Below are 24,888 nucleotides of genomic sequence, written 5' to 3' on the forward strand. Positions count from 1 at the left end.
TTTCTCGAGGTGATTCAAAAACTACAACAATGTTGGAATGAATTAGAAAATCGGTAATAAAATATAGTACCCTGATGGATGGCCCCGTGGAGGGCCCTTTTGTAATGTTATGTTTTGGGGCTTTGTGGGGTTATTTTATGAGGGGAAACGATCTAAGGAGGCTTGGCTATTGTATACCAAAGTGTCAGCTAGAGCTGTATCCCTGTTGGCCGCATTCGCATTACTGCTCTCCGTATTCTTCACCGCCTTACCAAATGCAAGTGCAGCCGCGAGAGGAGCGTGGTCGCCGAACACGGCCTATGCGGTGAATGACACCGTAACCTATGGCGGAGGTACATATACCTGTCTTCAGGCGCATACGTCCCTGACTGGCTGGGAGCCGCCGAATGTTCCTGCACTGTGGAAGAGCGGGAACAGCACAACACCGACACCGACACCCACGCCCAGCACACCCCCGGCCACGAACGGAGCCATCTTCTATGCAGATAGGGACTATGGCGGCAAGGCCGTCACCCTGGGAACAGGCAATTATGTGCTGTCCCAGCTGAACAATGCGGGCATTCCGAATGACTGGATGTCCTCGCTCAAGGTACCGAATGGCTGGACGGTTGAAGTGTATGCGGACGATAATTTTAGCGGCACGAAGTGGACCTATACAGCAAGCTCCTCCTGGGTCGGCGACAGTGTGAATGACAAGATGTCTTCGGTCAAAATCTACACCGGTTCACCGCCAGCGTCCGGCGTCACCCGCCCCTCCGAGGTGCCCAGCCAGATCTGGACCTATGCCATGAATGTGGACAATAAATTCGGAAAAGGCGGAGATTTCGCACTACTACTGAGCGCGGTGATCAAGAAGGAAAGCAGCTTCGGAGCAGGTCTGCCGGGCAGTCCATCCGCCGGTGACGGCTTGATGCAGGTCGAGCCGAATACACGTGCCGCGTATGCCTCCCAATTCAGCGCCAAATTCGGCCGCACGTATAATCACAGCAGCGAACAGGATCAGGTTGCCTTAGGCGGACTGATTCTTGATGAGAAAATCTCAAGATTCGGCAACATCTACAACGGACTCTTACATTACAACGGGGGCGACAACTGGTATCCAGGCGCCACCGATTCCTACGGCCGCCCGATTCTGGCGGATCAGTATGCGAATGCCGTCTATGGTACGTATAAGGGGTATGGGGGGAAGAACTAAGGGAGCACCTTTCTTTCCATAAAAGAAAAAGACGCTCGGGAATTCCCGCAGCGTCTTTATTTTTACGTTTGTGCCAAGCCCAGGTGAAGGTTCATTCCCAATACGGCACGCCGCTGAAGAGAAACGATTCATTGTTTAAGTAGGCCGTAATCTCTCTACTGGCTAATTTACCGATATGCCCGGGCAGCCATTCCTGCCAGTCCGGCAGGCCCAGCCAGAAATTCATCGTCTCCAGCTGTGCTGCAATGAAGAAGCACTCTAACCTTTTAATATAGTTATCCGGCAACGGATGGTGCTTGGAATAAGACTGAAGCAACTGTTCTCTGAATGAAGGATGGATGTAGGAGAACGTCCAGCCCAAATCCACTAAGTAATAACCGAACCCGCAAGCACCAAAATCAATGGGCCGTACTTCTTCTCCATCAAACACCAAATTACTTGGAATCAGATCGGCATGAATCATGCCCCAATTGCTGGCTGTCCGCTCCATAGAGTCCATCATGTGAATGACCCGCTCACCGGCATGCAGCAGAAGCTCCGTATCTCCTGCATCAAACAGTCCGGCATTAGCACGTTCCTTCAGCGTATTAAGGGCTTGTAAGATCCGGGAGCCATCAAAGGCCGGGCGTTCAAAGGCAACGGGGATGCTCCAGTTCGAGGCTTGCTTATGTAACTTGCCGATCAATTCACCTATGGCCCCGGCATCTTCTATAGAAGGAATGAAAGGCTTCTGTTCACCCTCCACCCATCGTAATAAAGTGCAGTGGGTATGGTTCACGTTCGTAATGAATTCTCCGCGAATATTCTTACAAGGTGAAGGCAGGGTCACATCGGTATCCAAGGTTAAGGCTTCCAGCCAGACCATCTCGGATTGAAGCACTTCCCGCTTACTCCAGATTTGCTCAAGGGCGTCACCTTTGGAGATATGCAGCCGGAGGCTGTAACTATTGTTGTCCAGATCAGTGACTTTGTAGATCGTATTGCCGCTCTGTGCAATGAAATCAACCGATTTGCAGCTTATAGGGTAGTGCTCCAGTGCTTCCATTGCGGTATTCAAGTGTGCATCCAATCGCAGCTCGCTCCCTTATTTATCAAAGTATAATAGGTACGATATCATAGTTGTTCATGGGCGGGAATGGAACCGTTGACTATATTTGTTTTTTATTGATAGGGGGAGCCGGAGCTTATTCCGGAGCTGTAGATGTTAGTATTTCTGCACTTTGACTCTCTTGGCGCGACCGATAGCTTATCCTGCCGAACAACGCAGCAGAAATCATAGCCGCTACAGCAACGGAGGCAGCAGCGACCCACATAATGGCTTGCAGCGATAAATAGTTAATGACAATGCCTCCAAGTCCAGCCCCCGCCGCTATCGCCAGCTGCAGCACAGATGTGTTGAGGGCAAGCATGACACCAGATGTCTTGGGAGACAAGGTAAGAAGATCATATTGCTGGCTTGGAGAAGCTGCCCAGGAGAAGAGCGACCAAAGCACCAGCACCGGGAAAACAAGGAATATGGAAGTGCCAGAGACTACCGATAACAATATCAGCATCACCATATTTAACAACGTTGCTCCAGTTAACGTTCTGCCTACACCCCATCGATCGGTGCCGCTTCCCCCTGCCTTTGACCCGATCAGACTGGCGATGCCGTATGCGAACAGGGCGCCGCTTACCCATCGATCGCTCATTCCGGCAACTTCCAGCAGATAAGGCGACAAATACGTGAAGGCAATGCCATAACCCATCGTCATAAAAAAGTTAATGGCGAGAGAGAGTGCGATTCGCGGTCTCTTCACCATAGCCAGTTGTTTGGCAAAGGAGATCGGCTCATCACCTTCCATCCGTGGTATTGCGCTTGCCAGGACGGGTAGACTGACCATAGCAAGAAGGCTAATACCGCCGAAAATCAGCCTCCAATCGTACGCGGCGGCAATCACCCGGCCAATGGGCACGCCCAAAATAAGTGAAGCGGTGACACCCATTAACACCGTTGCAATCGCACTCCCCTTCTTGTTCGAAGGAGCTAACTTAGCGGCTAAGGCAAGCGATGTCACGACAAATACGCCAGTTCCGAGCGCCATGATTATCCGTGCAAGCAGCATAAATCCATAACCCGGAAAAATCATGATTAGCGCATTACTCACGATAATTAAGCCAAGCGAGTACAACAACAACTTTCGACGGTCAAACCGGGCCGTGACCCCCATTAGGACCGGGGTACCTATGGCGTAGGCTAGTGCGTAGACGGTCATTAACTGTCCAGCCTGAGATAATGTCACTCCGGTATCTGCGGCGACTTTATCTAAAATGCCCGTGATCATGTATTCGGATGTCCCGACAATAAAGCAGACCACAGCAAGTATGAAGATTTTCCAGTTTTGTCCCAAATTAATCATTCCCCCTCGTTAATCAATGGCTGATGTTAGTGTAAACAGTAAATAAGAAATGTAGAAGTACGCACTTTTAAGTCCTATAGGATGATGCTGGTGCTATAGGAACATGGAAGTTCCCTAGAAAAGAGGACAGAACTAAATAGAGGGAACACGAGACGCCCAGATTCGCCTGCGGCGTCTTTGGTGTGCGAAGGGGAGGGGATAACCAGCATATGATATACTTGGGGATGAATGTTAGGATGATATCAAGAGGAATGAGGAACAATCACTACATTGAACTTCATTCCTGGAAATGACGCAGAGTGATTCTGAATGTCTCCGAAGATAGGACGGAACTGCTTCTGGCGAAGATTAGCAAGGATAACACAACCAGCCGCTGGTATTCCATCCTGAACCAAGAGGAGATGAAACAGATCGTCAGCTTAATTATGGCAAAAAGAACAGATTGAAGCTTACGATTTCTTGCATACGCTGATAAGGAGAGGGGAGGAGGGGGTGAACGGTGTGCGATCCCAGTCTGCATACTGATGCTCGATACGAAATCCGTAACGGGTCAATAACTCCGTCAGCGCAGCGTAGGTTGTAAACCGGCAGTCGATCCGTGAATGCGTCCGCTTATAGCCCCAATCGCGAAAGGTTACCCAGTGCATGATGGAACGTTCCGCATCGTAGGTCTGTGTGCCCGATACCTTGACTACGTTGCCGTCTGAATCGATGAATTGCCCCCAAGCCGTCTCCCCTTCATCGGACAGGTCAGTTCCTGCTGGATTACGCATCTCGAAGATCAGACGTCCTCCGGGCTCCAGATGATTGTAGACTGTACTGAGTAAGGCGGCCTGATCCTCATCGCTCAAAAAAGCCTGAAACGCATTCCCCGTTAAATAGATCATGGCGAACTTCTTATCAGAGCGGAAGGTTCGCGCATCAGCTTCGATAAACGCTACAGGCAAGTTCCCGGCCTTCACCCGCGCATAAGCCAGCATAGAGGAAGCAATATCAACGCCAGTCATGGCCATTCCCGCTTGAGCCAGCGGCAGGGTCGTCAATCCGGTTCCGCAAGCCAGTTCCAAGACCTCGCCGGCAGCCGCTTGAGCCCATTCCAAATAGAACTGATATTTCCGGGTCTCCCCGCCGAACTCCAGATCATAGTTGACCGGATCACGGTACTCTTCCAGATTGTTATGCGCAGTCAATGCTAGTTCCTCCTTGGCAATACAATATAAATGCATAAAGGTAAGATAGCATAGCTGTTCATAGGCGGGAATGGAACTGTTGATTATACTCGTTTTTTATTGATAGGAGGGAAAGGAAATATGTTCAGCTTACATAGCTTCACTGACAGCAGTTGTCAGTGAAGTTGTTTTATTATAGAGATAGTCATAGAGAGAGGAGCTACACATGAAGCATACAGTATATCTATATGTGTTAGACACCATGGCAGACTGGGAGATAGGGTATCTAACGGCTGAACTGAACTCGGGAAGGTGTTACAAGGAGGGACAAGCTCCATCTACAATAGTTACCGTAGCCAATGAGAAGACACTGATCACTACCATGGGCGGACTGAAAATCATGCCTGACATCACGGTAGATGAGTGCAGCTTGGTAAGCGGAGATGCCTTGATCCTGCCCGGCGGTGAGACATGGACCGAAGCCATCCACAAGCCGATTCTTGGGCTCGCTGAGAGATGTATACAGGAGGATATATTAGTGGCAGCCATCTGCGGAGCCACCATGGGACTGGCCCAGGCCGGCCTGATGAATGCACGCCCGCATACAAGCAATGACCTGGAGTACCTCAAAATGATCTGTCCCACGTACACCGGCGAAGAGTTCTACCAGAACCAGCCTGCTGTAACGGACAGCAAGCTGATCACAGCAACCGGCATCGCCCCGCTGGATTTCACGGTCCATGTCTTGAAAGCTCTGGACGTAATGACTCCACAAAAATTAGAGGCTTGGTATGGTCTGTATAAGACACAGGAAGCGAAGTATTACTATGCGTTGATGGGATAAGAGCAGTTAATAAGGTTACCCTCTCTTCACGGAGAGGGTATTTCTGTTGGTCTGGGGGATTCCAAAGATACTAATGTCTAAAAAGTTAAATTATTCAAAAAAGTGTTACATTTAGTCGAGTTATGCGTCTTATATTGATAGACAGCATGAGTCATTTCGACTATTAACGCTATTTCTATATCGAAGGGAGGAATTATAGGACTTTACTTGTAGATAAAGACGACGTATAGGAGCTTTAGGTGAGACCTGCTGGATACTTATGAAGAGAGGATGAGTTTGTTGAAAAAGAACATTCGTTATTTTTTATGCCTCATGCTCGTATTTCTAATGATTCCGCTGAGTGTAGCTGCTTCTAATCCTGACCGAAATGCAGACTTAACACATACTGTACCGAAGGCCATTATACAAGCGATGGAATTGCAAGAACCGGCCCTTCAAGCCTATCAGAATCTCTGGGATAGTTTCAATAAAGATGAGCTAGGCACCCCCATTTATCCTGAACATTATGCAGGGGAATATGTCAGCGGCGACAAACTGGTTATTATGTTAGTAGATCCTTCTGAAGAGCTGAAAGAAGAGTATATGAAACGTGCACAAGATAGTGATCATGTTATATTTGAAAGCGCTTCATACTCACTGAATTATTTGAATAGTCTAGATCAAGTCGTTACACAGCTGGAGGAGCAGAATTATAGCATCGGTAGCTACGGTGTGGACCGGAAGGCTAACCAGTTCTATGTTTCAGTCATCGAAGAGGATTACAATAAGCTTATGAACGAGCAGCCCCAGACCCTCCAGAAGACAACGGAGAGCTTGCCTGTCCGGATCGAGCCGGGAACACCTAATACGAGTACGGCCCAATTATGGGGCGGGGATCGAATTACCAATGAAGATAACGGTGCCGGGTTAAGTGTCGGCATTGGCGGTACCTATGGCGGCAGTAATGCCATTCTGACAGCTGGACATAGCAATGAGAAGGTGGGCTTCTTATCTACAAGATATCCTTATATTCAGTATTCGGGAACACGGACAGGACAGGTAAGTTATCAGCGTGCGAATAGAACAAACGGTGCGACTGGCGTAGATTCACTGGGCGATTTTGCGATGGTGAAGTTAACCGGAAGCGATACGGCGACGAACAAAGTGTATGGAAGTGTGTCCATTACCGGCACCTATTCGTCGGTCCCTGTGGGAACCACGATCTATAAATACGGAGCAACGACCGGATATTCTTGGGGGACTGTGACACAAGCGAGCATAAACGTGATCTACTCCGATGGCCTGTTTAATACCTATTACGTGAATGGCCTGTATCAGTCTCTGATGCAGAACTCATCTGGTACCGATGCCGTTGCCGGGGGAGACAGCGGCGGACCGGTGTATATGAAGGATGGAAGTGCGAACAAGTTACATGGCATTGTAACGGCCAGAAGCAATCCGACGAGCGGGCCTGCTAAGATTATGTATTCCACCCCGATTTATTATGCGGAGCATGCCGGCTTCACCGTCAAGGTGAATTAGTTCAACTGTACCCATAAGGAGGATAATGACATGTCTGTTCCCTCAGTCTCTAGACCATTCTTGTGGTGGTGCGCCGTGTTGACGGTCATTATCCTCATTTGCGTTGTTGTCTACCGGACAGGGTCTGCGTGGGTTTACAATCACCAGTTACGCAAAGACTTCTCAGCTGCGGCAACGGCCAGCCCCTATGTACAAGGCATTCCGCTGGAGCAAATGGATCTGAGTGCGTATAGCTCCTATTTTCCCGGCATATCTGGAGAGCCTGAATATTCATTAACACATCGTATAGAAGCGCCTGTGTCTCTGCAGTATTATACTGAGATTCCAGGCGGGGCAACGGCGGTTGCCTTAGAAATTCCCAAGGGAACAATCATTGAGGCCATTCCGCCAAAATCTCAGGGATCTTCATTCTATGAGTTAGGGTATGGGTATACCAGCTATCCTACCTATGAGAAGGGGTGGCGGTATGTCCGGCCGTTCAAGACGGCAGAGGATGCAAATCCTGCATTGAGCGAGAAGTATTACTATGTGCAAATGGACAGCTTAGAGGCTGTATTGGATTCAGCGATTAGAGCAAACAAGCCATTTCGTGCTGCTGTACGTCAGCAACATTGGACCCTGGACCAGGGGAAGCATACCTTTGCACGGTATATTGACGACGTACTGTATCAGAATGGAGCGTACCTCTCACCGGATTTGTTCTACCGGACCTTTGACCGCTGGAATATCATGTTGCTTGGGGCGGTGGTGGTGATCACCATTGTCCTGTTAAGTCCAAGTTCATGGTTTGCCCGAAAACGAAGATAGAGAGACATTAGAAGCTACGTGATACTGAATGATTAAGAGAACGCCGTGGCGTTCTTTTTTTCTGCACCAGCCTATTATTCACGAGCCCGAGTCACCAGGAAAAAGGGTATAATTAATTAAAAATGGAATTAATATGGATTATATGGGGAGGGGTTACAAATTTCACTTCGCGTTCTAAAGGCTTGTGAACCCGATGATGATAGAACATTCATGAAGAATTTATATGAGAACCACTATCCTTTAATGAGAAAGAAAGCATTTAATATTATTAAGGATCAAGAAGTCATTGATGATCTGATTCAGGAAGCTTTTATAAAGCTGATCCCCAAAACATCTCTATTGCGCTCCTTAAGCGGCTGCAAGGTTACCTCTTATGTCGTCAACACCATTAAGCATTATTGTTATGACCATATCCGAAGGCGCACCCGCCGTTCCAGGAAGGTCTATACCGGCTTGAAGAACGATGTAGCGGACTCGTCTGCCAATATGTAACCAAGAATAGCGCCCCGCGTTCTGTGTATATGAAGAAGCTCCAGAAAAACGTGAAGAAAGTGGTCATTGATAACCTGTTCAAGGGCTCAGGTGTATATTATGATGCATTGCCCAATGAATTCGATTGCCTGATTGTGGACGAGGCACACCGCTTAAATGAGAAGTCCGGTCTGTTCAAAAATAAAGGGATCAATCAGACGATGGAGATCATCCGTGCTTCCCGGTTCTCGGTATTCTTCATCGATGAATATCAGAAGATTGCCATGCACGATGTAGGCAGCAAGGAGCAGATTAGACACTATGCGGAGCTGATGGATGCGGAAATTACAGAGATGACATTGGCCTCCCAATTCCGGTGCAATGGCTCGGACGGATATTTGGCATGGCTGGATGATGTGCTCGAAATTCGGGAGACGGCGAATGCAGACGGCTTCGACTTCGAGTATGACATCCGGCTCTACGATGACCCAAATGAGCTGCGGGACGAGATCTTCAGCAAGAATCAGATCAATAATAAGGCCCGAATGCTCGCCGGCTACTGCTGGGATTGGAAGACCGACGGCAAGAACAATCCAGGCGTTCATGACATTCAATTAGAGCAGTATCAATTCTTCATGAGCTGGAACCTGAGCAACACCACCACTTGGGCAATCGACCCTGATTCCATTGAACAAGTGGGCTGCATCCACACCTCACAGGGCCTGGAGTTCGACTATGTCGGAGTGATCATCGGCGAAGATATGCGCTATGAAAATAACCGTATCATAACCGACCCGTTCAAACGTGCGAAGACGGATAAGTCCCTGTCAGGCTTCAAGACCTTGTACAAAAAAGACAAGGACGAGGCCCTACGCATGGCCGATCAGATTATCCGTAACACCTACCGGACCCTAATGACCCGGGGGACGAAGGGGTGTTATATCTACTGTGTTGATCCTTATCTGAAGGCGTACTTGCAGAGGCGATTGGTTTTGCAGGGGGTGGTGGTGGGTTTGGGGTGAGGTTCACCCCGGTGAAGCTTACGTTATTTAAATCGTTCCCTAGTGAAGATCAATTTTGAGTTCACACTGGTCAAAGGGAATTATACTGTCTTTGTGGTTAGAAAAATCAAGCTCTATATTGGAATTGTTGGTTAAATAGGTGAATGGCGTTTCATTAATATATAGGATATCCATTAGAACAATAATATCTTTTTGTGCTTTGATAATGTACATGAGTGATTCTGTAAAAATATTATGAACCTTGATAGCGCTTAATAAAACGGAGTGCTAACAAGGTTCAAAGAGATAACATGTATATTTGTGTCATTTTCAAGGGAATCCGGACGAAAAAAGACTAAAATCGCCTTATAGCGACATTAGTCTTTTTGACTTGGAGTATAGCGAAATATACAATAATAGTGGGACAGTAGCTTTCCGATGAATATTCTGTAGGACTCTAAATGTGGGGACATTGAGTCTAATTAATTAATGCAACGATCCGTTTTCTTTCACGATGAGTTCATATTAACAGATATGAGTCATACTAGGCAATGATATTATGAAATGTTCATTTTATGTTCGCCTTTCGTTCGGAAGAGAGAAACGGGTTTTGTTAGAATGGCAAAAAGTTAGGGGGTAAATAGTGGATTTCTTCCTGTCCCAAAATATAAAAATCAGGAAGGATTGGTATTTTGAATAGCTATTTGAGGAAAAATGAGATTATTGAGTTGTTGGACCGAGGTACTGATATTGACCAAAAAGTTTTTGAACAGGTTGGCGGAGAGGCATTTGCAGCAAGTAGGGATACAATTAATATTGCAGGTCTTGTTACTCCAGTTAATCTTTTAATTCCAAAAACTACTTGGACAAAGCAGGATTATGTTATCAAGCTAGGAGATCTTGAATTAATTGGTACTGAGAAAGATGCTGACAAGGAAGCTCAGATACTTCTGGGAGTTAAAGGTATTGAGGACACCTTCATTACAACGTCTGAAGCTATTTCCCAGTTGTTTTCCGAATGCAGTATGGGGAAGTATGCCAGTTTTTTATTGAAAGAACCTGATGAACATTTCCTCCTGTTGGAACATAATTTTGACTATTGGTTCAAGGGAAAGTTTGCTGAGAAAGAGGTTTTGCTGCGAACTGTTGTAGAAAATGGGAAAAGAATTGCTCGATGTTTTGCATCACCTGAGATGTATCAGCAAATTGATAACCACATTCTACTATACTGTACAGTTTGGGCTTTAGATAAGCTTGGGTTTAGATTCGATTTGACATCTCAGGACATCAGACATTCGAGGATGACACTGAAGTTTACTTCAGAAGAAGTCTTTCAAATTCCTGGTGTTGGTACTGTCTCTTATGGCTTTACAGTGAGAAACTCAGAAGCTAAAATACACGCTGTCGAACTCCTTCCGACATGCCATATTGAGAATGAAGACGGAACATCCGTTCCAATTGTATTGGATAAAGTTATTAGAATCCGTCACTTTGGAAAAGAAATCGGTTCTATTATTTCGAAAATGTTGGAACTTGCTAAACTTCCAGAGCATGTCGAAAATGCTGTGGAAGTTATCAAGTTAATGAAAACCCAGCAAGTTAACGATTTACTTATATATCGCGTAAGAAGAGAACTTATTGATATTATAGGTGATAGAGCTTTCAAAAAAAACAAGGAAAAATATAGTGAGGTTCTTTCGAGTAATACGTATAATTTGCTTCAATTTTTTGGACGGTTAAATGAAGTTCCTGTGGAAGACGAGCAGAAGAAGCTAGCAATTGAGAGTATGTTCTGGTCATTCATGCAAAAGAATGATTGATATTTTAAGAGAGTCCTGATCTTCAGGGCTCTCTTAACTTGCCGTTATAGGCAGTCCGGTGCAACCGTACTTTAAGTAGGACAAAATTTATTTAACAGTGAAGTCATTGATGATAATGTATAATATGGTGTGATTAATAATTATTTCTGTGATAACAGAAGAAATTCCTTAACAATATCAGATTTTTCAAAGTCAATTTGTTAAAATAGGGAGATCATCTGTCTACCTACAAAAGAAGTAAGATAGACAGTTTTTCAGAGGTTTAAACTTTACATAGTAGAATAAAAAAAGGGGATCTTAAAATGTTAAATTGGGAAAATTTATTAAATGGATCAAGGGAAAGAAAATCTGAAAGTCAAAGTACCCCATATAGAAATGAATTTGATAAGGATTATGACCGAATTATATATTCTTCTTCTTTTAGAAGATTACAAGATAAAGCACAAGTATTTCCACTACAAGATAATGATTTCACTAGAACTAGGTTGACACATTCCCCAACAAATCCCTAACTGAGACCTCCAGCGCCTTCGCAACAGCCACCACCTCATAATCCTGTACAAGCCTATGTTGACCTTACAGTCTTGATAAACTGGTCGGGTTAATGTCCAATCAAAAGATCTGTAACTGGGCAAGGAAATCCTTCTGCTTCATTTATTTAGCTTTTCGTATCGATACAACTCCCAATGATGTTTTTGTCACCCCAAGGTCATTAGCGACGCTTTATTTGGGTGTCGACTCATAATATATTATTTTAATTCGAGATCCGAACTAAAATAATACCTACCTCGTGTACACTGTGGTTAATAACCAATAGAATTCTGTACATCTTCTACAGACATTACTTTTATAGAAAGGAGAGTCTAATGAAATATTGGATACAGATATTATATGAGGAAGAGAAATGCAACCTAAATGAAATCGAGCAACGATTACATTAGCAAGGAATTCCAAAAAGTTCCATTGGGGCACTTCTAGCTCAGGGTTGTAGGGTGGACGAACTTATTAATCAGATGGATCAAGAAAAGACTGAGATTCACATGAGTGTCGTTAAACTTCTATCTTGGAGGAGAACTAGTGAATTTTCCAATATGGTTTATAGAAACAATTCAAGATCGATTGGTTGAGGTAAGCGCATTAATTGAACATGAATCTGAGCCTAGACAAGCTTTTGATGAAGAACGCAAAGCCTTTCAAACGTTGTTTGCCTCTATGGATATTGTGCATAAGCCAGAATTTGAAAAATGGGAGGATAAGCTTTCAATAAAGCAATCCGTTATTTATGAGCGTCTATACCTTCAGGGGCTCAAGGATGGAATGCAGCTTGCACATTCCTTTAATACTCCTTCTGTTCTCTCTGAATAAGAAAAGATAAAAACATAAGCTTACTCTTGATTGGGCTGTTCACGCGACAGTCCTTTTCTTATGCTCATTATTGGAAGGGAATCCTTCCCATATTGTCGAATTACCATACATATTGTAAATCTAGAGGATATGAGGTTGGGTTATGTTTGAAGCCCTAAGGGCACTCTTCCGAAAATCAGATTCTAAGCCTTCACATTCTGCACACAAGTCACAAGCTTCAAGACCAAAGCCAAAGGTTGCGCCTACCAGAATTGGTGATCTAGGCGAGCATAAAATTAACATTCAGCTTGACCAGTTACCTAAGGATTGCAAATTCTTAAGCGATCTGCTGCTTCCTAATCCCAAGTCTCGAACGGGCTACGCTCAGATTGATCATGTCGTCATTTCCCCATATTGTATATTTGTTATTGAGACGAAAAACTACAATGGAGAAATTAAAGGTGGGCGGACGGATCAGCAATGGTCTGTGAGTAACCGGTACAAGATGTATAATCCGCTGAAGCAGAACTATGGGCATATCAAGGCCATTGAGAGTCTGCTGAAAGATGTGGCCGCATTAAAATACATCTCTATGATTTCATTCACGATGAGATGTAGGTTCAGCATTGACCCGGAACTTCGGAAGATTCAATCGGACGAACTGGTTGTCTATGATGTGGAATTAAGCGAATTTATCTCTAGGAAGCTAATCAGCTTGAAGGCAGGAACCTCTGAGCCACCTATTTCTGCGGCACAGATCCAAACTATTTATGATCATCTAGTTCAGGCTAATATCAACGATGTCGAGATTCGTAAACTTCATGTACAGAGAATAAAAGGGAGCAAAAATTATTGAAATCATTACTTTTATAGAGGGGTGTTAACTATGGGGAATATGTGGCTTGTAAGAGCGGGGGAGAAAGCATACCTTATCGACGAATTCAAAGAAAAGCAAGCGATCGCGATAGGTTGGGCTCAATTGGGGAATGTCAGTACAGTGAAGACTTTGGCAGAAGTGAAGAGGCTTTTGAAGTTAGCGTATCCTGAATACAAAGAAGGTAAGATCAATATAACTGCTGGCCAGATTTTTCGGTTTGTGAGTGATTTTAAAATAGATGATCTTGTAATCACTTATCATCCGGAAGAGCGTCTTTATTACATAGGAAGAGTTGTTTCAAATTATGAATATAAACCTGATTATATTACGGATAAGCCGCAAATTCGCAGAGTAAATTGGGAGGGGACGGTATCTAGAGATGTTTTGTCAGCCAGTGCTCGGAATACGCTTGGTTCTATTATGACTATTATTGCTATACCCAATGAAGTTCAGAAGGAATTGCTCAAGCAAATGGCAGCTGGTCAGTCAGTTATTAATTCATCGGATCAAATAAAAGAGCCTGTGAAAGCTGAGACAGAGGAGGAGGCTGAAGAATTAGAGATTATCAAGGACGATGTCATTGAGAAGTCCAACGAGTTTATTAAGGATAAGATTGCTAAGTTAGACTGGGAGCAAATGCAGGAACTCGTGGCAGGCGTACTCCGAGGAATGGGGTACAAGACGCGAATCTCTCCTAAAGGGCCGGATCGAGGAAGAGACATTTTTGCATCTCCAGATGGTCTAGGGCTTGAAGAACCCAGAATTATAGTGGAAGTAAAGCACCGTTCAGGCAGTATGGGATCTAGTCACATACGTAGTTTTACCGGAGGATTAAGAATAGGGGATCGGGGGATTTATGTATCTACTGGTGGATTTACCAAAGAAGCCAAATATGAAGCAGAACGATCAAATATCCCTTTATCGTTAATAGACTTGGATCTACTAGCGGAGTTAGTAACGCAATATTATGATCAATTTGATTCAGAGACACGGACGTTAATACCGTTAAGGAAGATATATTGGCCGTTATAAGTTTGGGGTTTTTAGATAACTAAGGATGTGGTGTATCCACATCCTTAGTTATTGATACATTCTAAGATTTAGTCAAATACCCGTACAACTTACTCTCAACAGCATTCTCTAATAGCAGATTCATATGCACTACCGATATAGACTCATTATTCTTGTCCAGCATAGATGCTTGTACAGCGCTCGATTGATCGGGATGTGCTTTACCTAAGTAGTAGAATTCGGTTCCTTCGGCATCATCTTTTTTAACGAAAACATGAAGGTCGATCTTTAAGCGGTCTGCCTCAAGAATCGTTTTAACCTCCTCTGATTCAAGTGTTCGTCTACTTCTAGTTGACCACGTTAGTACCTCTGCGTTGATGAAGTTTTCTTGATATTTCGTACTTGCTTCGATTTCATCCTGTTTGTGATAGGTCACAAAGATTGGGCAAGTCTGATGTTTTGTTTTATAGCCATAAATAGTTGAGCCCTCATCATTACTCCAATTCAAAAGTTTACAAGAATCTTTTCTGGAATACTTCTTGTATAAAGTTAAGGGTTCGCTACAATCGTACTGTTCATTTTTATGAAATGCAGTCTGAATAATATCAATGACCATTTCTCTAAAATACATGTTATTCTTTAGCGAATTAGCCAACATTGGGTGGAAAACATAATTTTGAGATGGATCAAATTGCACTACAGCTGTTTCTCCATATTTTTTTCTTGTAGGTTCAGTGAAAAAAGATAGGTTGAGTACACGAGTGACAGAATCAATAGTTCTGGAATCTGCTGGGCATCCATCATCTATAAGGGCATTCATATACTCGATCGGAGTAACACTATCTCCAGAGAGAAGTAAGTTTATTAATATAATTTCATGCCTGCGTTTTCCATTTAGAATCTCTTCCGATAGCATCGCTATATAACTTTTCTCGTGCTCTGATAAGATGGGAATATTTTCTTTAATCTTTTGTAGAAAGTGATAATAGCTTGAATGCTCATCAGTGAATATAAGCGGATCAATTGAGTTCGCTTCAATGAAATCCATTAGTTTGGGTATTCGATTAAGGCGATTTTTAAGTTGAGAGTAAGATTCTTTAAGAATCTTGAGTGCTGTTAGATTGCTATTACTAATCGAGCGATAAATTTGTTGAAGGGCAATTTCTTCGAAGTTAATGGTTGAGATGCCCTTAATATAACTGGTGTCCTTCATATGACGACGAATATTATCCTTGTTTTGAGTCTTGTCTCCAGACAGGGCTACAGGAATCAAATAATTATTTTTGTAGTTACCAATAAAGTCGATAATCGTGACGAACTCTTTATTAGGATGCTTACGTAAGCCACGTCCTAGCTGCTGAACAAACACTATACTGGACTGAGTTTGACGAAGCATCACAACTTGGTTAATACAAGGGATATCTATCCCTTCGTTGAAAATATCTACAGTTAAAATATAGTCTAGGTCACCTGATTCAAGATCAGTTACACAGCGCTCCCGTGTTTCTTGACTATCACTCCCAGTCAAAGCTACTGTACGATAACCGTTCATATTTAGAATGTTAGACAGCTCGATAGCTTCTTCTCTGCGACTACAAAAGATTAAGCCCTTTATGGCTTCCCCTGAGTAACCGTAATATTCAATCTTTTCAATTAAATAAGATACTCTTTCATCTGTGACTAACTGGGAGAATAGAGTGGTATCATCAACGATTTGGCCATTGTATTCAAAGTCAGTAACGCCAAAATAGTGAAATGGACACAACATATCTTCTTCCAAAGCTTCTTGAAGGCGGATTTCGTAAGCAATGTTGTAGTCGAATAGTTCATATATATTAAATTCATCAGTGCGTTCTGGAGTTGCTGTCATGCCCAGTAGGAACTTAGGTTTGAAATATTCGATAACTTTAAGGTAGGAACGTGCTCCGGCTTTATGAACCTCGTCAATCAAAATATAATCAAACGCCTCAGGATTAAAATTACTTAATGAGGAGTCCTGAGAGATGGTTTGAATTGTAGCAAAGAGGTACTTGGCCTCTGTTTCTTTACTGTTTCCAGATAAAATACCAAAATCACTGTCCGTACCGCCTAGAATTCGCTGATAATCGGCCAAAGCTTTATGCAAAATTTGTTCTCGGTGTACTACAAATAGCATTCTACTTGGAGCAAAGTTCTTCACGTCAAATGCAGAGAGATAGGTTTTTCCTGTCCCAGTAGCTGAAATAATAAGTCCTTTTACTGCTCCAGTTGAGCGCAACTCTTTTAGATTTTGTAGAGCGTTCTCCTGCATTCTATTAGGTGAGACTAAAGCAGATGCAGTTTGAGGAAACATTTCAGGAGTTAAGGGCGCTGCTAGTCGATCATTACGAGTAACCTTTTGAACCTCTTCATAAAGGATTTGATATAATTCGATCCATCTATCGGTAAGTAGAACAGCATTAAGCCATACTTTTTCAAACTCACTATGGAACTGCCCAAGAAGGCCCCCATGTTTAAATGAGGTTAATTTCACATTCCATTCATAGTTGGCTTTTAATGCAGCGGCAGTCAAATTAGAGCTTCCCATAATGATTGTTGAATGATCTTCATGTTGAAAAACGTAACCTTTAGCATGAAAACCACTTAAATCGGTCAACCGAACTTCTACATTCGTTATTTTTAACAACTCTCTATATATTTTTGGTTTGTTAAAGTTTAGATAATTGGAGGTTAGGATTTTACCACTAATCCCTCTTGATTTCAGATCAGCTAAATGCGACTTAAGGGTGGCTAAGCCACTCTCCGTAATAAAGGCAACAGAAATAATGAAAGAGGAACAACGGTCTAGTTCCTCTAACAAAGGCGTAAGAACATAATCATTAGTGTCCTTATTATTGACTAACAGTTTTGGCTTATATTTATCTGGCGAATCCTGTTGATGGTCAATAAAAGCCCAGCTTAATGAACTGTTTAAATGTAGAAGGGGATTGTCCATTTCATTTCCCCAGTGCTTCTTGAATTTTTTTTACAGCAGGAATATCGGCAGGCGCCCATTCTAAAGACATCAATTCATTAGCAGCTAACCATTGTATGGCAACATGTTCAGTTAAGGTTGGTGTACCTTTTAATAGATTACAATAAAAAGTAGTGAGATGAACAAAACCAAAGTCATATTCGTACACAGTGGTCTCGATTGCTTCACCAATTTCGATTGTGCAGTTCATTTCTTCATCGATTTCTCGTTTTAGTGCAGACTGTGGTGTTTCACCGTCCTCAATTTTCCCGCCTGGGAATTCCCACATGTAGGCCAATGCTTTGCTGGCTCCCCGCTGTGCACAAAGTATCTTTTCATTTTCAATGATCACAGCACCAACAACATGGATATGTTTTTTCATTAGTTAGTTCCCTCCGGTTATGCAGCTTAATGAGAAAGATATGGATTCTGCATTGATAATACTATTTTAGTATACTTTCATGAATGTTTACATACTGCATATAAGGAAGAGTCCGACCGGCAGAATACCCTATGGAGGCAGTACAATTTTGCGGGACTGGAGTAAGTTGCTTCTTTTCGATTGCTTGGACATTTTTTCTGTAACAGAACTGAGATTTTTTTACTTTATGAAATGATTTGTGGTATAGTAAAGGCAGAAAAAACGTAGAATACAAAGAGAGCCGTGCAGCGAACACGACTCTCGGAGCAATAGCCGCTTCTAAGGGCGGCGGCTTCAGATGAGTAAGACAGTTAAAGAATAGACCGCTACCCTTCAGAAGGGCGGTCTATTTCTTTTTGAGGTAATTTAGCAGCGCGATAATGAACATGCCGAACATGAACATCAGGGACAATGCTTGATAAACCTCCATTGGCTTCACCTAAAAGCTTTCGCAGAAAGCTACTTCGTAAGCATCAGCTTTTCCGGGAGATTAGCCGACCGCCCATATAAGCCTTTCTATTGCTTCAGCGATTATACCATGAATGGAAATATTTGAATATACGAACAGCGCAGACTCTTCCAATGGATCTCGCCGGAGGAGTGGGCTCAGGCTAATGAGAAGTTTTGAGAGAGTGGTGCAATAGGCAGAAGAAAGTATAATGAAAAAAGAGAGCCGTGCTGCTAACACGACTCTCGGGGCAATATCCACTTTTAAGGGCGGTGGCTTCAAGAGGTAAACCAGTCAAAGAATAGACCGATTCCTTTGGTGAGGGCGGTCTATTTTTTTGTAGTAATTTTTAATATACAAACGCAATCGCCATACCCAAGCTCAAAAGCAGGCTCCCCACCTGCTTTTGGGCTTTTTCCTGTGCCTCTTAAAATCCCCCTCTGGAAATTTATTCTCCCATCGTAATACTTCCGCCATGTTCGCCACGCTGGATATCAGCGATGATAGAGCCTGTAAGGTAACGCCAAGCGCGTTCATCCTACATCCGGTTCTTATCCGGGCGGGCGTAACGAGGCGGGGATCTCTGGTGATCCCGCAGTGCCGGCATGTATGTTACGGTATCCTGTACGGTCCGTCTTAGGTAAGAGCAACCAAGGGGTTCGATTCCCCGATCGCCTTCACAGCGACGTTGGTTACACTCGATTTCCATCGAGCCATAATTGAAGCACAATCTGAGTAAGGAAACCAATGGACAGAATCCCTGGCGGCTGGCATAGCGCTACTGTGGCAGGGCTTTGTAATCCGTGGATACCGGCAGCAGAGAAGCAGGGTAGAGTGGGGCAAGGACAGAAGGGAACGAAGGCTTACTGAAGTATAGGTTAGCTTCGGACCTCAGGCAGTCCTCCCGGATCTCCCGGCAGACTGCCTGTCTCAAACGTGATTCCGTCCGGATCCGCAGCGGGATTCTGTCATCCATTGGTCAATCATGAAGGGGGTAATACATATGATGTTGAAGCCAATCACGATTCAAGCGGACCAGCGCGGTCTGCTCTTTCATAAGGGAAGCTATGTGAGGCGGCTGCTGCCGGGAACGTATCGTTATTTCTCATGGACGCAGCATACGGTGGTGGTACTGGATATTGCCAAGCCTTTTAACGCCGGGGGCAAGGACCTGCAGCTGTTCTTACAGGATGATGAGCTCCTGCGGGAGCTGGAGGTGGTGCGCGTACAGGATCATGAGAACGTGCTGCACTATGAGGATGGTCAATTCATGCAGCTGCTGAAGCCGGGGGTGTATGCGTATTGGAATCTGCTGAGGAAGCACACCTTCGTACACACGGACATCCGTGTGCCGGAGCTGCCAGCGGGGATCGACCGCTCGATCATCGCGCGGCTGACACCGTATGTGCAGAGCTGCGAAATCGCCAGCTACGAGCAGGGATTCCTGTTCTATGATCATACACTACAGCGGGAGCTTACGCCGGGGAAGTATTATTTCTGGAAGGGACCGGTCTCGGTGCTGACCAAGAAGGTCGATCTGAGACAGCAGCAGATGGACCTGCTCGGCCAGGAGATGATGACCGAAGATAAGGTGACGCTGCGCCTGAACTTCGTCTGCCAGTACCGGATCGTAAGCCCGCACCGCGTGCTGGAGATGAAGGATTTCGATGAGCAGATCCACATCCAGCTTCAGCTCCTGCTGCGGGAGTATGTCGGGACGCTGAGATTGGACGATCTGCTGAAGCGAAAAGAGGATGTTGCCTCCTTCATCCTGGACCGTATCCGGGAGAAGGAGGAAGAGTTCGGGGTGCGCTTCCTTGGGGCGGGGGTGAAGGATGTGATTCTGCCGGGAGACATGAAGGACATTCTGAACACTGTGCTGCTCGCAGAAAAGAAGGCCCAGGCCAACCTGCTGACCCGCCGGGAAGAGACAGCCTCCACGCGCAGCCTGCTGAATACGGCGAAGCTGATGGACGAGAATCAGACGCTGTTCCGGCTCAAGGAGCTGGAATTCCTGGAGAAAATCTGCGACAGAATCGGTTCCATCTCGGTTACGGGCGGCGGCGATCTGCTGGAGCGGTTAAGCTCGCTCATCGGCAGCAATAAGTAGACCACTTAAGTTATAAGTAAAAGACGCCCGGGAATGTCTCCGAGGCCACTGAAAAAGTCCATAAAGAACTGAAAGAGACATTCGACACAAAGAATGTCTCTTTTTTTCGATACAATTAAAGAATTAAATCAAAGGCTGGTGGTCTTCATGCTTCCTAAGCAGCAAAGTTTTATCTTGAGCCCGTATATCGAACTTTACAATATACTCATTCCAAAAGATAACTTGTTGCGGCGCATGGACGAGTTGGTGGACTTCAGCTTTGTTTATGAGGAACTAAACGAAAGGTATTGCCAAGATAATGGACGAACCGCGGTAGACCCGGTCCGAATGTTTAAATATCTACTGCTTAAATCCATTTATGACTTGTCTGACGGCGATCTTGTGGAACGCACCAAAACCGATTTGTCGTTCAAGTTTTTTCTACATATGGCGCCAGAGGAAGAGGTTATTGATTCTAGTTTACTGAGCAAATTTCGTAAGTTGCGGCTGAAAGATATGAAGTTGCTCGATATACTCATTGGTAAAACGGTGGAGATTGCCATTCAGCAAGGAATCATTCGCAGCAAATCCATTATTGTCGATGCTACCCACACCAAAGCCCGCTATACCCAAAAAAGTCCGCAAGAGTTGCTGCGAGAACGTTCCAAAAAGGTACGAAAAGCAATCTATGCCTTAGATGAATCTATGAAAAGTTCCTTTCCAGTGAAGCCCGTTACGAATGTACTGGAAGATGAAATCGGGTACTGCCAAGATCTCATTGAGGTCATTGAAAAGGACGGACGTTTTACCGGACTCCCCAAGGTCAAAGAACCCTTCAATCTATTGAAAGAAACCGTCGCTGACGATGTTGAACAGTTGCAGACTTCTACTGATCCAGATGCCAAAGTAGGCCACAAAAGCGCAGATTCCTCATTTTTCGGGTACAAGACCCATATCGCGATGAGTGAAGAGCGAATCATTACGGCAGCGACCATTACCACGGGAGAACGAAACGACGGGAAGGAATTGCAAACTCTTATTGAAAAGAGCAAAGCTGCGGGCATGAGCGTAGAGACAGTCATTGGAGACAAGGCCTATTCAGAAAAAGACAATATTGCTTACAGTACGGAGCAGGGCATTGAACTTGTGGCCAAATTACATCCACAGATTACGCAAGGAAACCGAAGAAAAGAAGACGAATTCGATTTTAATAAAGATGCGGGTATGTATGTCTGCAGAGCCGGGCATCTGGCCATTCGAAGAGCACGGCAAGGCAAAAAGGGACAGGGCAAAAACCAAAAGGATACCTACTTTTATAATATTGAAAAGTGTAAGCGATGTCCTTTAAAGGAAGGGTGCTACACAGAAGGCGCTCGGAGTAAGACCTACTCGGTAAGTATAAAGAGCAACGAACATGCCAAGCAAGCTGTGTTTCAGGAAAGTGAACCCTTTAAGGTCAAAGCGAAAGAGCGCTACAAAATAGAAGCCAAGAATAGCGAACTCAAACACAGACACGGGTACGATGTTGCATCTTCCACGGGTTTAGTTGGCATGGAGATTCAAGGAGCCATGGCGATATTCACTGTTAATTTAAAACGAATATTGAAACTCATGGAGTAACCAAAGTTGAAGAAATAGGTAAGAAAAAGACGACGTCCATTCGGAGAAACCGAATAACGTCGTCTTTTAAATACGTTTTTTTACTTTTTCTAAGAAAGGCTAGTTTTTCAGTGGCCTCAATGTCTCCCCGCAGCGTCTTTATTTGTTGACTTATTGATAAGTTCCAGTATACTTCGGCGATACCAGCTTAGTGCCGGTGGCTTCTTTGAGTTCCTGGACGCGGGTGTTCTTCGCGGCTTCGATATCCTTCAGGCCCAGCTTGTCAAGGGTGGCGAGGGCTTCGGTGTAGACGGATTCGAATTCGGCTTCACTTTTGGCGAAAATGATTTTGGGAACGATTTGTGCCCAGTAGACATTGATCTTCGCTTCAGCATTGGCTTCCTTGGAGCCGGGCTCATAGGCATCGAAAAGGTTGCCGGAATCCATAACGTCATTGCTGAACATATATTTGGCTGTGCCGGAGAAGAGCTTGTCCATATATTCGGTCTGCTCGGTCTTTTCGGCTTCTTTGACATCCTTCAGCCATACCTCATTAACCATCCACCAGATGGAGTCGAAGCCCCATTTCTTGGAGGCGGCGTTCCAGTCCTTATTGATCGCTTCCTCAATCTCGGGGTTCAGCTTGTATTTGCCGTCTGCCGTTACCGTGAAGGTCTCGCCTTCCTTACCGAAGCTGTTGACGGTCTGTCCATGCTCGCTGTACAGATACTCCAGGAACTGAATTGCGCGGTCCTGCTGCTTGGACTTTTTGTTAATGAAGGTCAGGGTCCAGCCCTTGTTGAGCGATCTGCCGTATTGCGGCAGCGTGCCTTCCTTGGACTGAATCGCGTCAACGGTTACATATTTCGCTTCCTTATCCGCTTGATAGAGATTGTTGACCGGGTCTTTGTAGTCGGCATAGCTGCCGATCTTCATGAAGATCGAGCCCTGCGTCATTTTCTCCGCAATCTGGTTGTGGTCGCTTGTGAAGTTCTCCAGCGACAGCAGATCTTCCGAATACAGCCGGTTGACGAACTTCAGCACGTTCTTGAATTCGCTGGTGCGGCGGACATCCGAATAAGAGCCATCCTCTGTCTCGCTAACGGCGCCGAAGGAGCCGCTCAGCACACTCAGGGAGTCGTTGATATATTTATCCTTATCGTCCAGATAGACTGGAATGACATCCATGCCGTTATATTTCACCCCGGCGGCCTTCACCTTCTTCAGCGCTGCAATCAGGGAATCCTCCTGCTGCAGGTCTTCCATAGTAATGCCAAGATCGTTCATGATGTCCTGGCGGACCAGAATCTGGCCGTTGGAGCGTTCATTGTAGAACTTCTTCACCCCGGGATACTGATCCAGCATCTCCGGGGATACATAGTAGTTCGGAATGGAGTAGAGATTGCCGTCCGGCTGGGTGTACCAGTCTACCATGGATGGCGGCAGAATGGTGGTCAGGTACGGATCATACTCCTCCATCAGCTTGTTAAGGGGAGCCACCGTGCCGCTGCTCATCAGCGTCTGGATCAGCGAGTTGCTGTTCCAGCGGTCCAGCGTGATAATGTCGGGCAGATTGCCGGTTGCCATCATCACGTTGAATTCGGAGTTCACATCATTCCCTGCGAGTACATAATCTACGCTGACGCCGGTCTCCCCGGTAATAAGCTTGTCTACATAGTTGTTCTGCGCATCCCATTTCTTGGAGTACCCCGGTACGCCTACATACCAGGACAAGGTGGCAGGCGCCGTGTTGGATTTCCAGCCGGGATCTGAGGCTGTTGCTGTATTTGCGCCTGTGTCCCCGCTGCCGGCAGTCGCTGTAGGCGACGGGGTGGTTTCGTTATTGGCGTTGCCCGCTTTGGAGCAGCCGGTTAATACGAGTGTCAGACTGAGACAGATGGATAATAAGGCCGTTGCTGTTTTCTTCATTTTTTTACCCCCAAGTTATCATCGTAAGCTATATGTTCATCCCACCTTAAGGCGGATTTATCCTTTGACAGAGCCAATGAGCATGCCCTTGATGAAATACTTCTGTACAAAAGGATAGATCAGCACAATCGGGAGCGATGCGGCGACCATGGCGGCCAATTGCAGGGTCGTTGTCGTAACGGTGCTATGCGACGTGCCGACGGTGCCCGACATATTAGCCAGCAGTAAAGCGGCTTCCGTGCTTTGAACCAATTTCAGGATATAGAGCTGGACCGTCTGCAGATGATCGCCGAACGTATAGATCATGGCGTCATAATAAGCATTCCAGTGGCCGACGGCCGTGAAGAGCGAGACCGCGGCGATCACGGGCTTGGACAAAGGCAGGATAAACTTGAAAAAGATCGTGTATTCCCCGGCGCCGTCGATTTTGGCCGATTCGATCAGCGCTTCCGGCAGCTCGGCGAAATAGGAGCGGAACAGTATCACGTTCCAGAAGCTGAACAAGGCCGGAATAATGAACACCAGGAAGTGATTATACAGCCCCAGCGAGTTGATCAGAATGAAGAACGGAATCATTCCGCCGCTGAGGTACATGCTGCTTAGTCCCAGCATGGAGTAGAATTTCCGGTATTTGAGGTTCCGGCGGGAGAAGGCGTAAGCGAACATAGCTGTAAACACAATATGGGTGAACGTACCGATCACCGTCCGGGCCACCGTAACCCCGAAGGCCCGGATCAGAGCGCTGTCGCTGAACAAAGCGCTGTAGTTGTCCCAGGTGAACTTCCGGGTGAACAGGTACACGCCGCCTCTGGCGTAGTCTGCGCCTTCGTTGAAGGAGCCGATCACGGAATACCAGAACGGATAGAGCGTAAATACAATCAGAATGAGCATAATCAGAACATTGCATGCATTGAACAGATGTTCCCGCCATGAGCGATCCTTAACCACGAG

The 24,888-nt window shown here is 45.2% G+C and carries 21 protein-coding genes; 13 read left to right on the forward strand and 8 right to left on the reverse strand.

All coding sequences use genetic code 11. The annotated features are described in order from the left end of the window. Positions 1-169: 169 nt before the first annotated feature. The gene (locus MKY86_RS02135) at positions 170-1,195 is read left to right on the forward strand and encodes a carbohydrate-binding protein (protein ID WP_076080303.1); all 1,026 of its coding nucleotides are present in this window, start codon (positions 170-172) and stop codon (positions 1,193-1,195) included. A gap of 91 nt (positions 1,196-1,286) precedes the next feature. On the opposite strand, the gene MKY86_RS02140 is transcribed toward MKY86_RS02135, so the two are convergent. The 3 genes from MKY86_RS02140 to MKY86_RS02150 form a co-directional block, all read right to left on the reverse strand. Next, positions 1,287-2,264 (reverse strand): phosphotransferase enzyme family protein, encoded by a 978-nt coding sequence (locus MKY86_RS02140; RefSeq protein ID WP_076080305.1) that lies wholly within the window; start codon positions 2,262-2,264, stop codon positions 1,287-1,289. A 115-nt stretch (positions 2,265-2,379) separates the two neighbouring features. After that, on the reverse strand, positions 2,380-3,585 hold the full coding sequence (locus MKY86_RS02145) for an MFS transporter (protein WP_076080307.1): 1,206 nt from the start codon (positions 3,583-3,585) through the stop codon (positions 2,380-2,382). Positions 3,586-4,043: 458 nt separating this feature from the next. Further along, positions 4,044-4,784 carry a class I SAM-dependent methyltransferase gene (locus tag MKY86_RS02150; protein WP_340825910.1) on the reverse strand — a complete coding sequence of 247 codons (741 nt, stop codon included), beginning with the start codon at positions 4,782-4,784 and terminating at the stop codon, positions 4,044-4,046. Positions 4,785-4,989: 205 nt separating this feature from the next. Here MKY86_RS02150 and MKY86_RS02155 point away from each other — a divergent pair, with 205 nt between their 5' ends. The 10 genes from MKY86_RS02155 (at position 4,990) to MKY86_RS02200 (ending at position 14,480) form a co-directional block, all read left to right on the forward strand. Further along, the gene (locus tag MKY86_RS02155) at positions 4,990-5,607 is read left to right on the forward strand and encodes a type 1 glutamine amidotransferase family protein (RefSeq protein WP_076080309.1); all 618 of its coding nucleotides are present in this window, start codon (positions 4,990-4,992) and stop codon (positions 5,605-5,607) included. Positions 5,608-5,886: 279 nt separating this feature from the next. Continuing rightward, positions 5,887-7,128: a S1 family peptidase gene (locus MKY86_RS02160; protein ID WP_340825912.1), complete on the forward strand. Its 1,242-nt coding sequence runs from the start codon at positions 5,887-5,889 to the stop codon at positions 7,126-7,128. A gap of 30 nt (positions 7,129-7,158) precedes the next feature. Next, a complete protein-coding gene (locus MKY86_RS02165; protein ID WP_076080313.1) occupies positions 7,159-7,935 on the forward strand; it encodes a hypothetical protein in 777 nt (258 codons plus the stop codon). Positions 7,936-8,145: 210 nt separating this feature from the next. After that, the gene (locus MKY86_RS02170; protein ID WP_076080315.1) at positions 8,146-8,427 is read left to right on the forward strand and encodes a sigma factor; all 282 of its coding nucleotides are present in this window, start codon (positions 8,146-8,148) and stop codon (positions 8,425-8,427) included. A gap of 23 nt (positions 8,428-8,450) precedes the next feature. Then, complete coding sequence (locus MKY86_RS02175) at positions 8,451-9,428, forward strand: DUF2075 domain-containing protein (protein ID WP_076080317.1); 978 nt, start codon at positions 8,451-8,453, stop codon at positions 9,426-9,428. Between the two features lie 671 nt (positions 9,429-10,099). Further along, positions 10,100-11,227, forward strand: coding sequence for a hypothetical protein (locus MKY86_RS02180; protein ID WP_076080319.1), 1,128 nt, complete (start codon positions 10,100-10,102; stop codon positions 11,225-11,227). A gap of 302 nt (positions 11,228-11,529) precedes the next feature. After that, positions 11,530-11,739 carry a hypothetical protein gene (locus MKY86_RS02185; protein WP_340825923.1) on the forward strand — a complete coding sequence of 70 codons (210 nt, stop codon included), beginning with the start codon at positions 11,530-11,532 and terminating at the stop codon, positions 11,737-11,739. A gap of 565 nt (positions 11,740-12,304) precedes the next feature. Further along, on the forward strand, positions 12,305-12,592 hold the full coding sequence (locus MKY86_RS02190; RefSeq protein ID WP_083685331.1) for a hypothetical protein: 288 nt from the start codon (positions 12,305-12,307) through the stop codon (positions 12,590-12,592). 142 nt (positions 12,593-12,734) lie between these two features. Further along, positions 12,735-13,427 carry a nuclease-related domain-containing protein gene (locus tag MKY86_RS02195; protein ID WP_076080321.1) on the forward strand — a complete coding sequence of 231 codons (693 nt, stop codon included), beginning with the start codon at positions 12,735-12,737 and terminating at the stop codon, positions 13,425-13,427. 30 nt (positions 13,428-13,457) lie between these two features. Further along, positions 13,458-14,480 carry a restriction endonuclease gene (locus MKY86_RS02200; RefSeq protein WP_083685334.1) on the forward strand — a complete coding sequence of 341 codons (1,023 nt, stop codon included), beginning with the start codon at positions 13,458-13,460 and terminating at the stop codon, positions 14,478-14,480. 61 nt (positions 14,481-14,541) lie between these two features. Here MKY86_RS02200 and MKY86_RS02205 read toward each other — a convergent pair whose 3' ends face one another. From MKY86_RS02205 to MKY86_RS02215, 3 genes are all read right to left on the reverse strand, one after another. Continuing rightward, positions 14,542-17,433, reverse strand: a complete 2,892-nt coding sequence (locus tag MKY86_RS02205) for a DUF3427 domain-containing protein (RefSeq protein ID WP_076080325.1) — start codon at positions 17,431-17,433, stop codon at positions 14,542-14,544. A gap of 1 nt (position 17,434) precedes the next feature. Further along, on the reverse strand, positions 17,435-17,833 hold the full coding sequence (locus MKY86_RS02210; protein WP_076080327.1) for a (deoxy)nucleoside triphosphate pyrophosphohydrolase: 399 nt from the start codon (positions 17,831-17,833) through the stop codon (positions 17,435-17,437). A 385-nt stretch (positions 17,834-18,218) separates the two neighbouring features. Then, positions 18,219-18,302 (reverse strand): putative holin-like toxin, encoded by an 84-nt coding sequence (locus tag MKY86_RS02215; RefSeq protein ID WP_219214875.1) that lies wholly within the window; start codon positions 18,300-18,302, stop codon positions 18,219-18,221. 1,024 nt (positions 18,303-19,326) lie between these two features. Between MKY86_RS02215 and MKY86_RS02220 the strand changes: the two genes are divergently transcribed. Together MKY86_RS02220 and MKY86_RS02225 are read left to right on the forward strand one after the other, a co-directional pair. Then, positions 19,327-20,430 (forward strand): slipin family protein, encoded by a 1,104-nt coding sequence (locus MKY86_RS02220; RefSeq protein ID WP_076080349.1) that lies wholly within the window; start codon positions 19,327-19,329, stop codon positions 20,428-20,430. A gap of 147 nt (positions 20,431-20,577) precedes the next feature. Further along, a complete protein-coding gene (locus MKY86_RS02225; RefSeq protein WP_340825929.1) occupies positions 20,578-22,029 on the forward strand; it encodes an IS1182 family transposase in 1,452 nt (483 codons plus the stop codon). A 150-nt stretch (positions 22,030-22,179) separates the two neighbouring features. Here MKY86_RS02225 and MKY86_RS02230 read toward each other — a convergent pair whose 3' ends face one another. Then, positions 22,180-23,937, reverse strand: coding sequence for a hypothetical protein (locus tag MKY86_RS02230; RefSeq protein WP_076085414.1), 1,758 nt, complete (start codon positions 23,935-23,937; stop codon positions 22,180-22,182). Between the two features lie 57 nt (positions 23,938-23,994). Next, positions 23,995-24,885 (reverse strand): carbohydrate ABC transporter permease, encoded by an 891-nt coding sequence (locus MKY86_RS02235; protein WP_076085417.1) that lies wholly within the window; start codon positions 24,883-24,885, stop codon positions 23,995-23,997. Positions 24,886-24,888: the final 3 nt, after the last annotated feature.

Origin of the sequence: Paenibacillus sp. FSL R7-0333 (assembly GCF_038000365.1) — a bacterium.
Taxonomy (GTDB): domain Bacteria; phylum Bacillota; class Bacilli; order Paenibacillales; family Paenibacillaceae; genus Paenibacillus_AQ; species Paenibacillus_AQ silagei.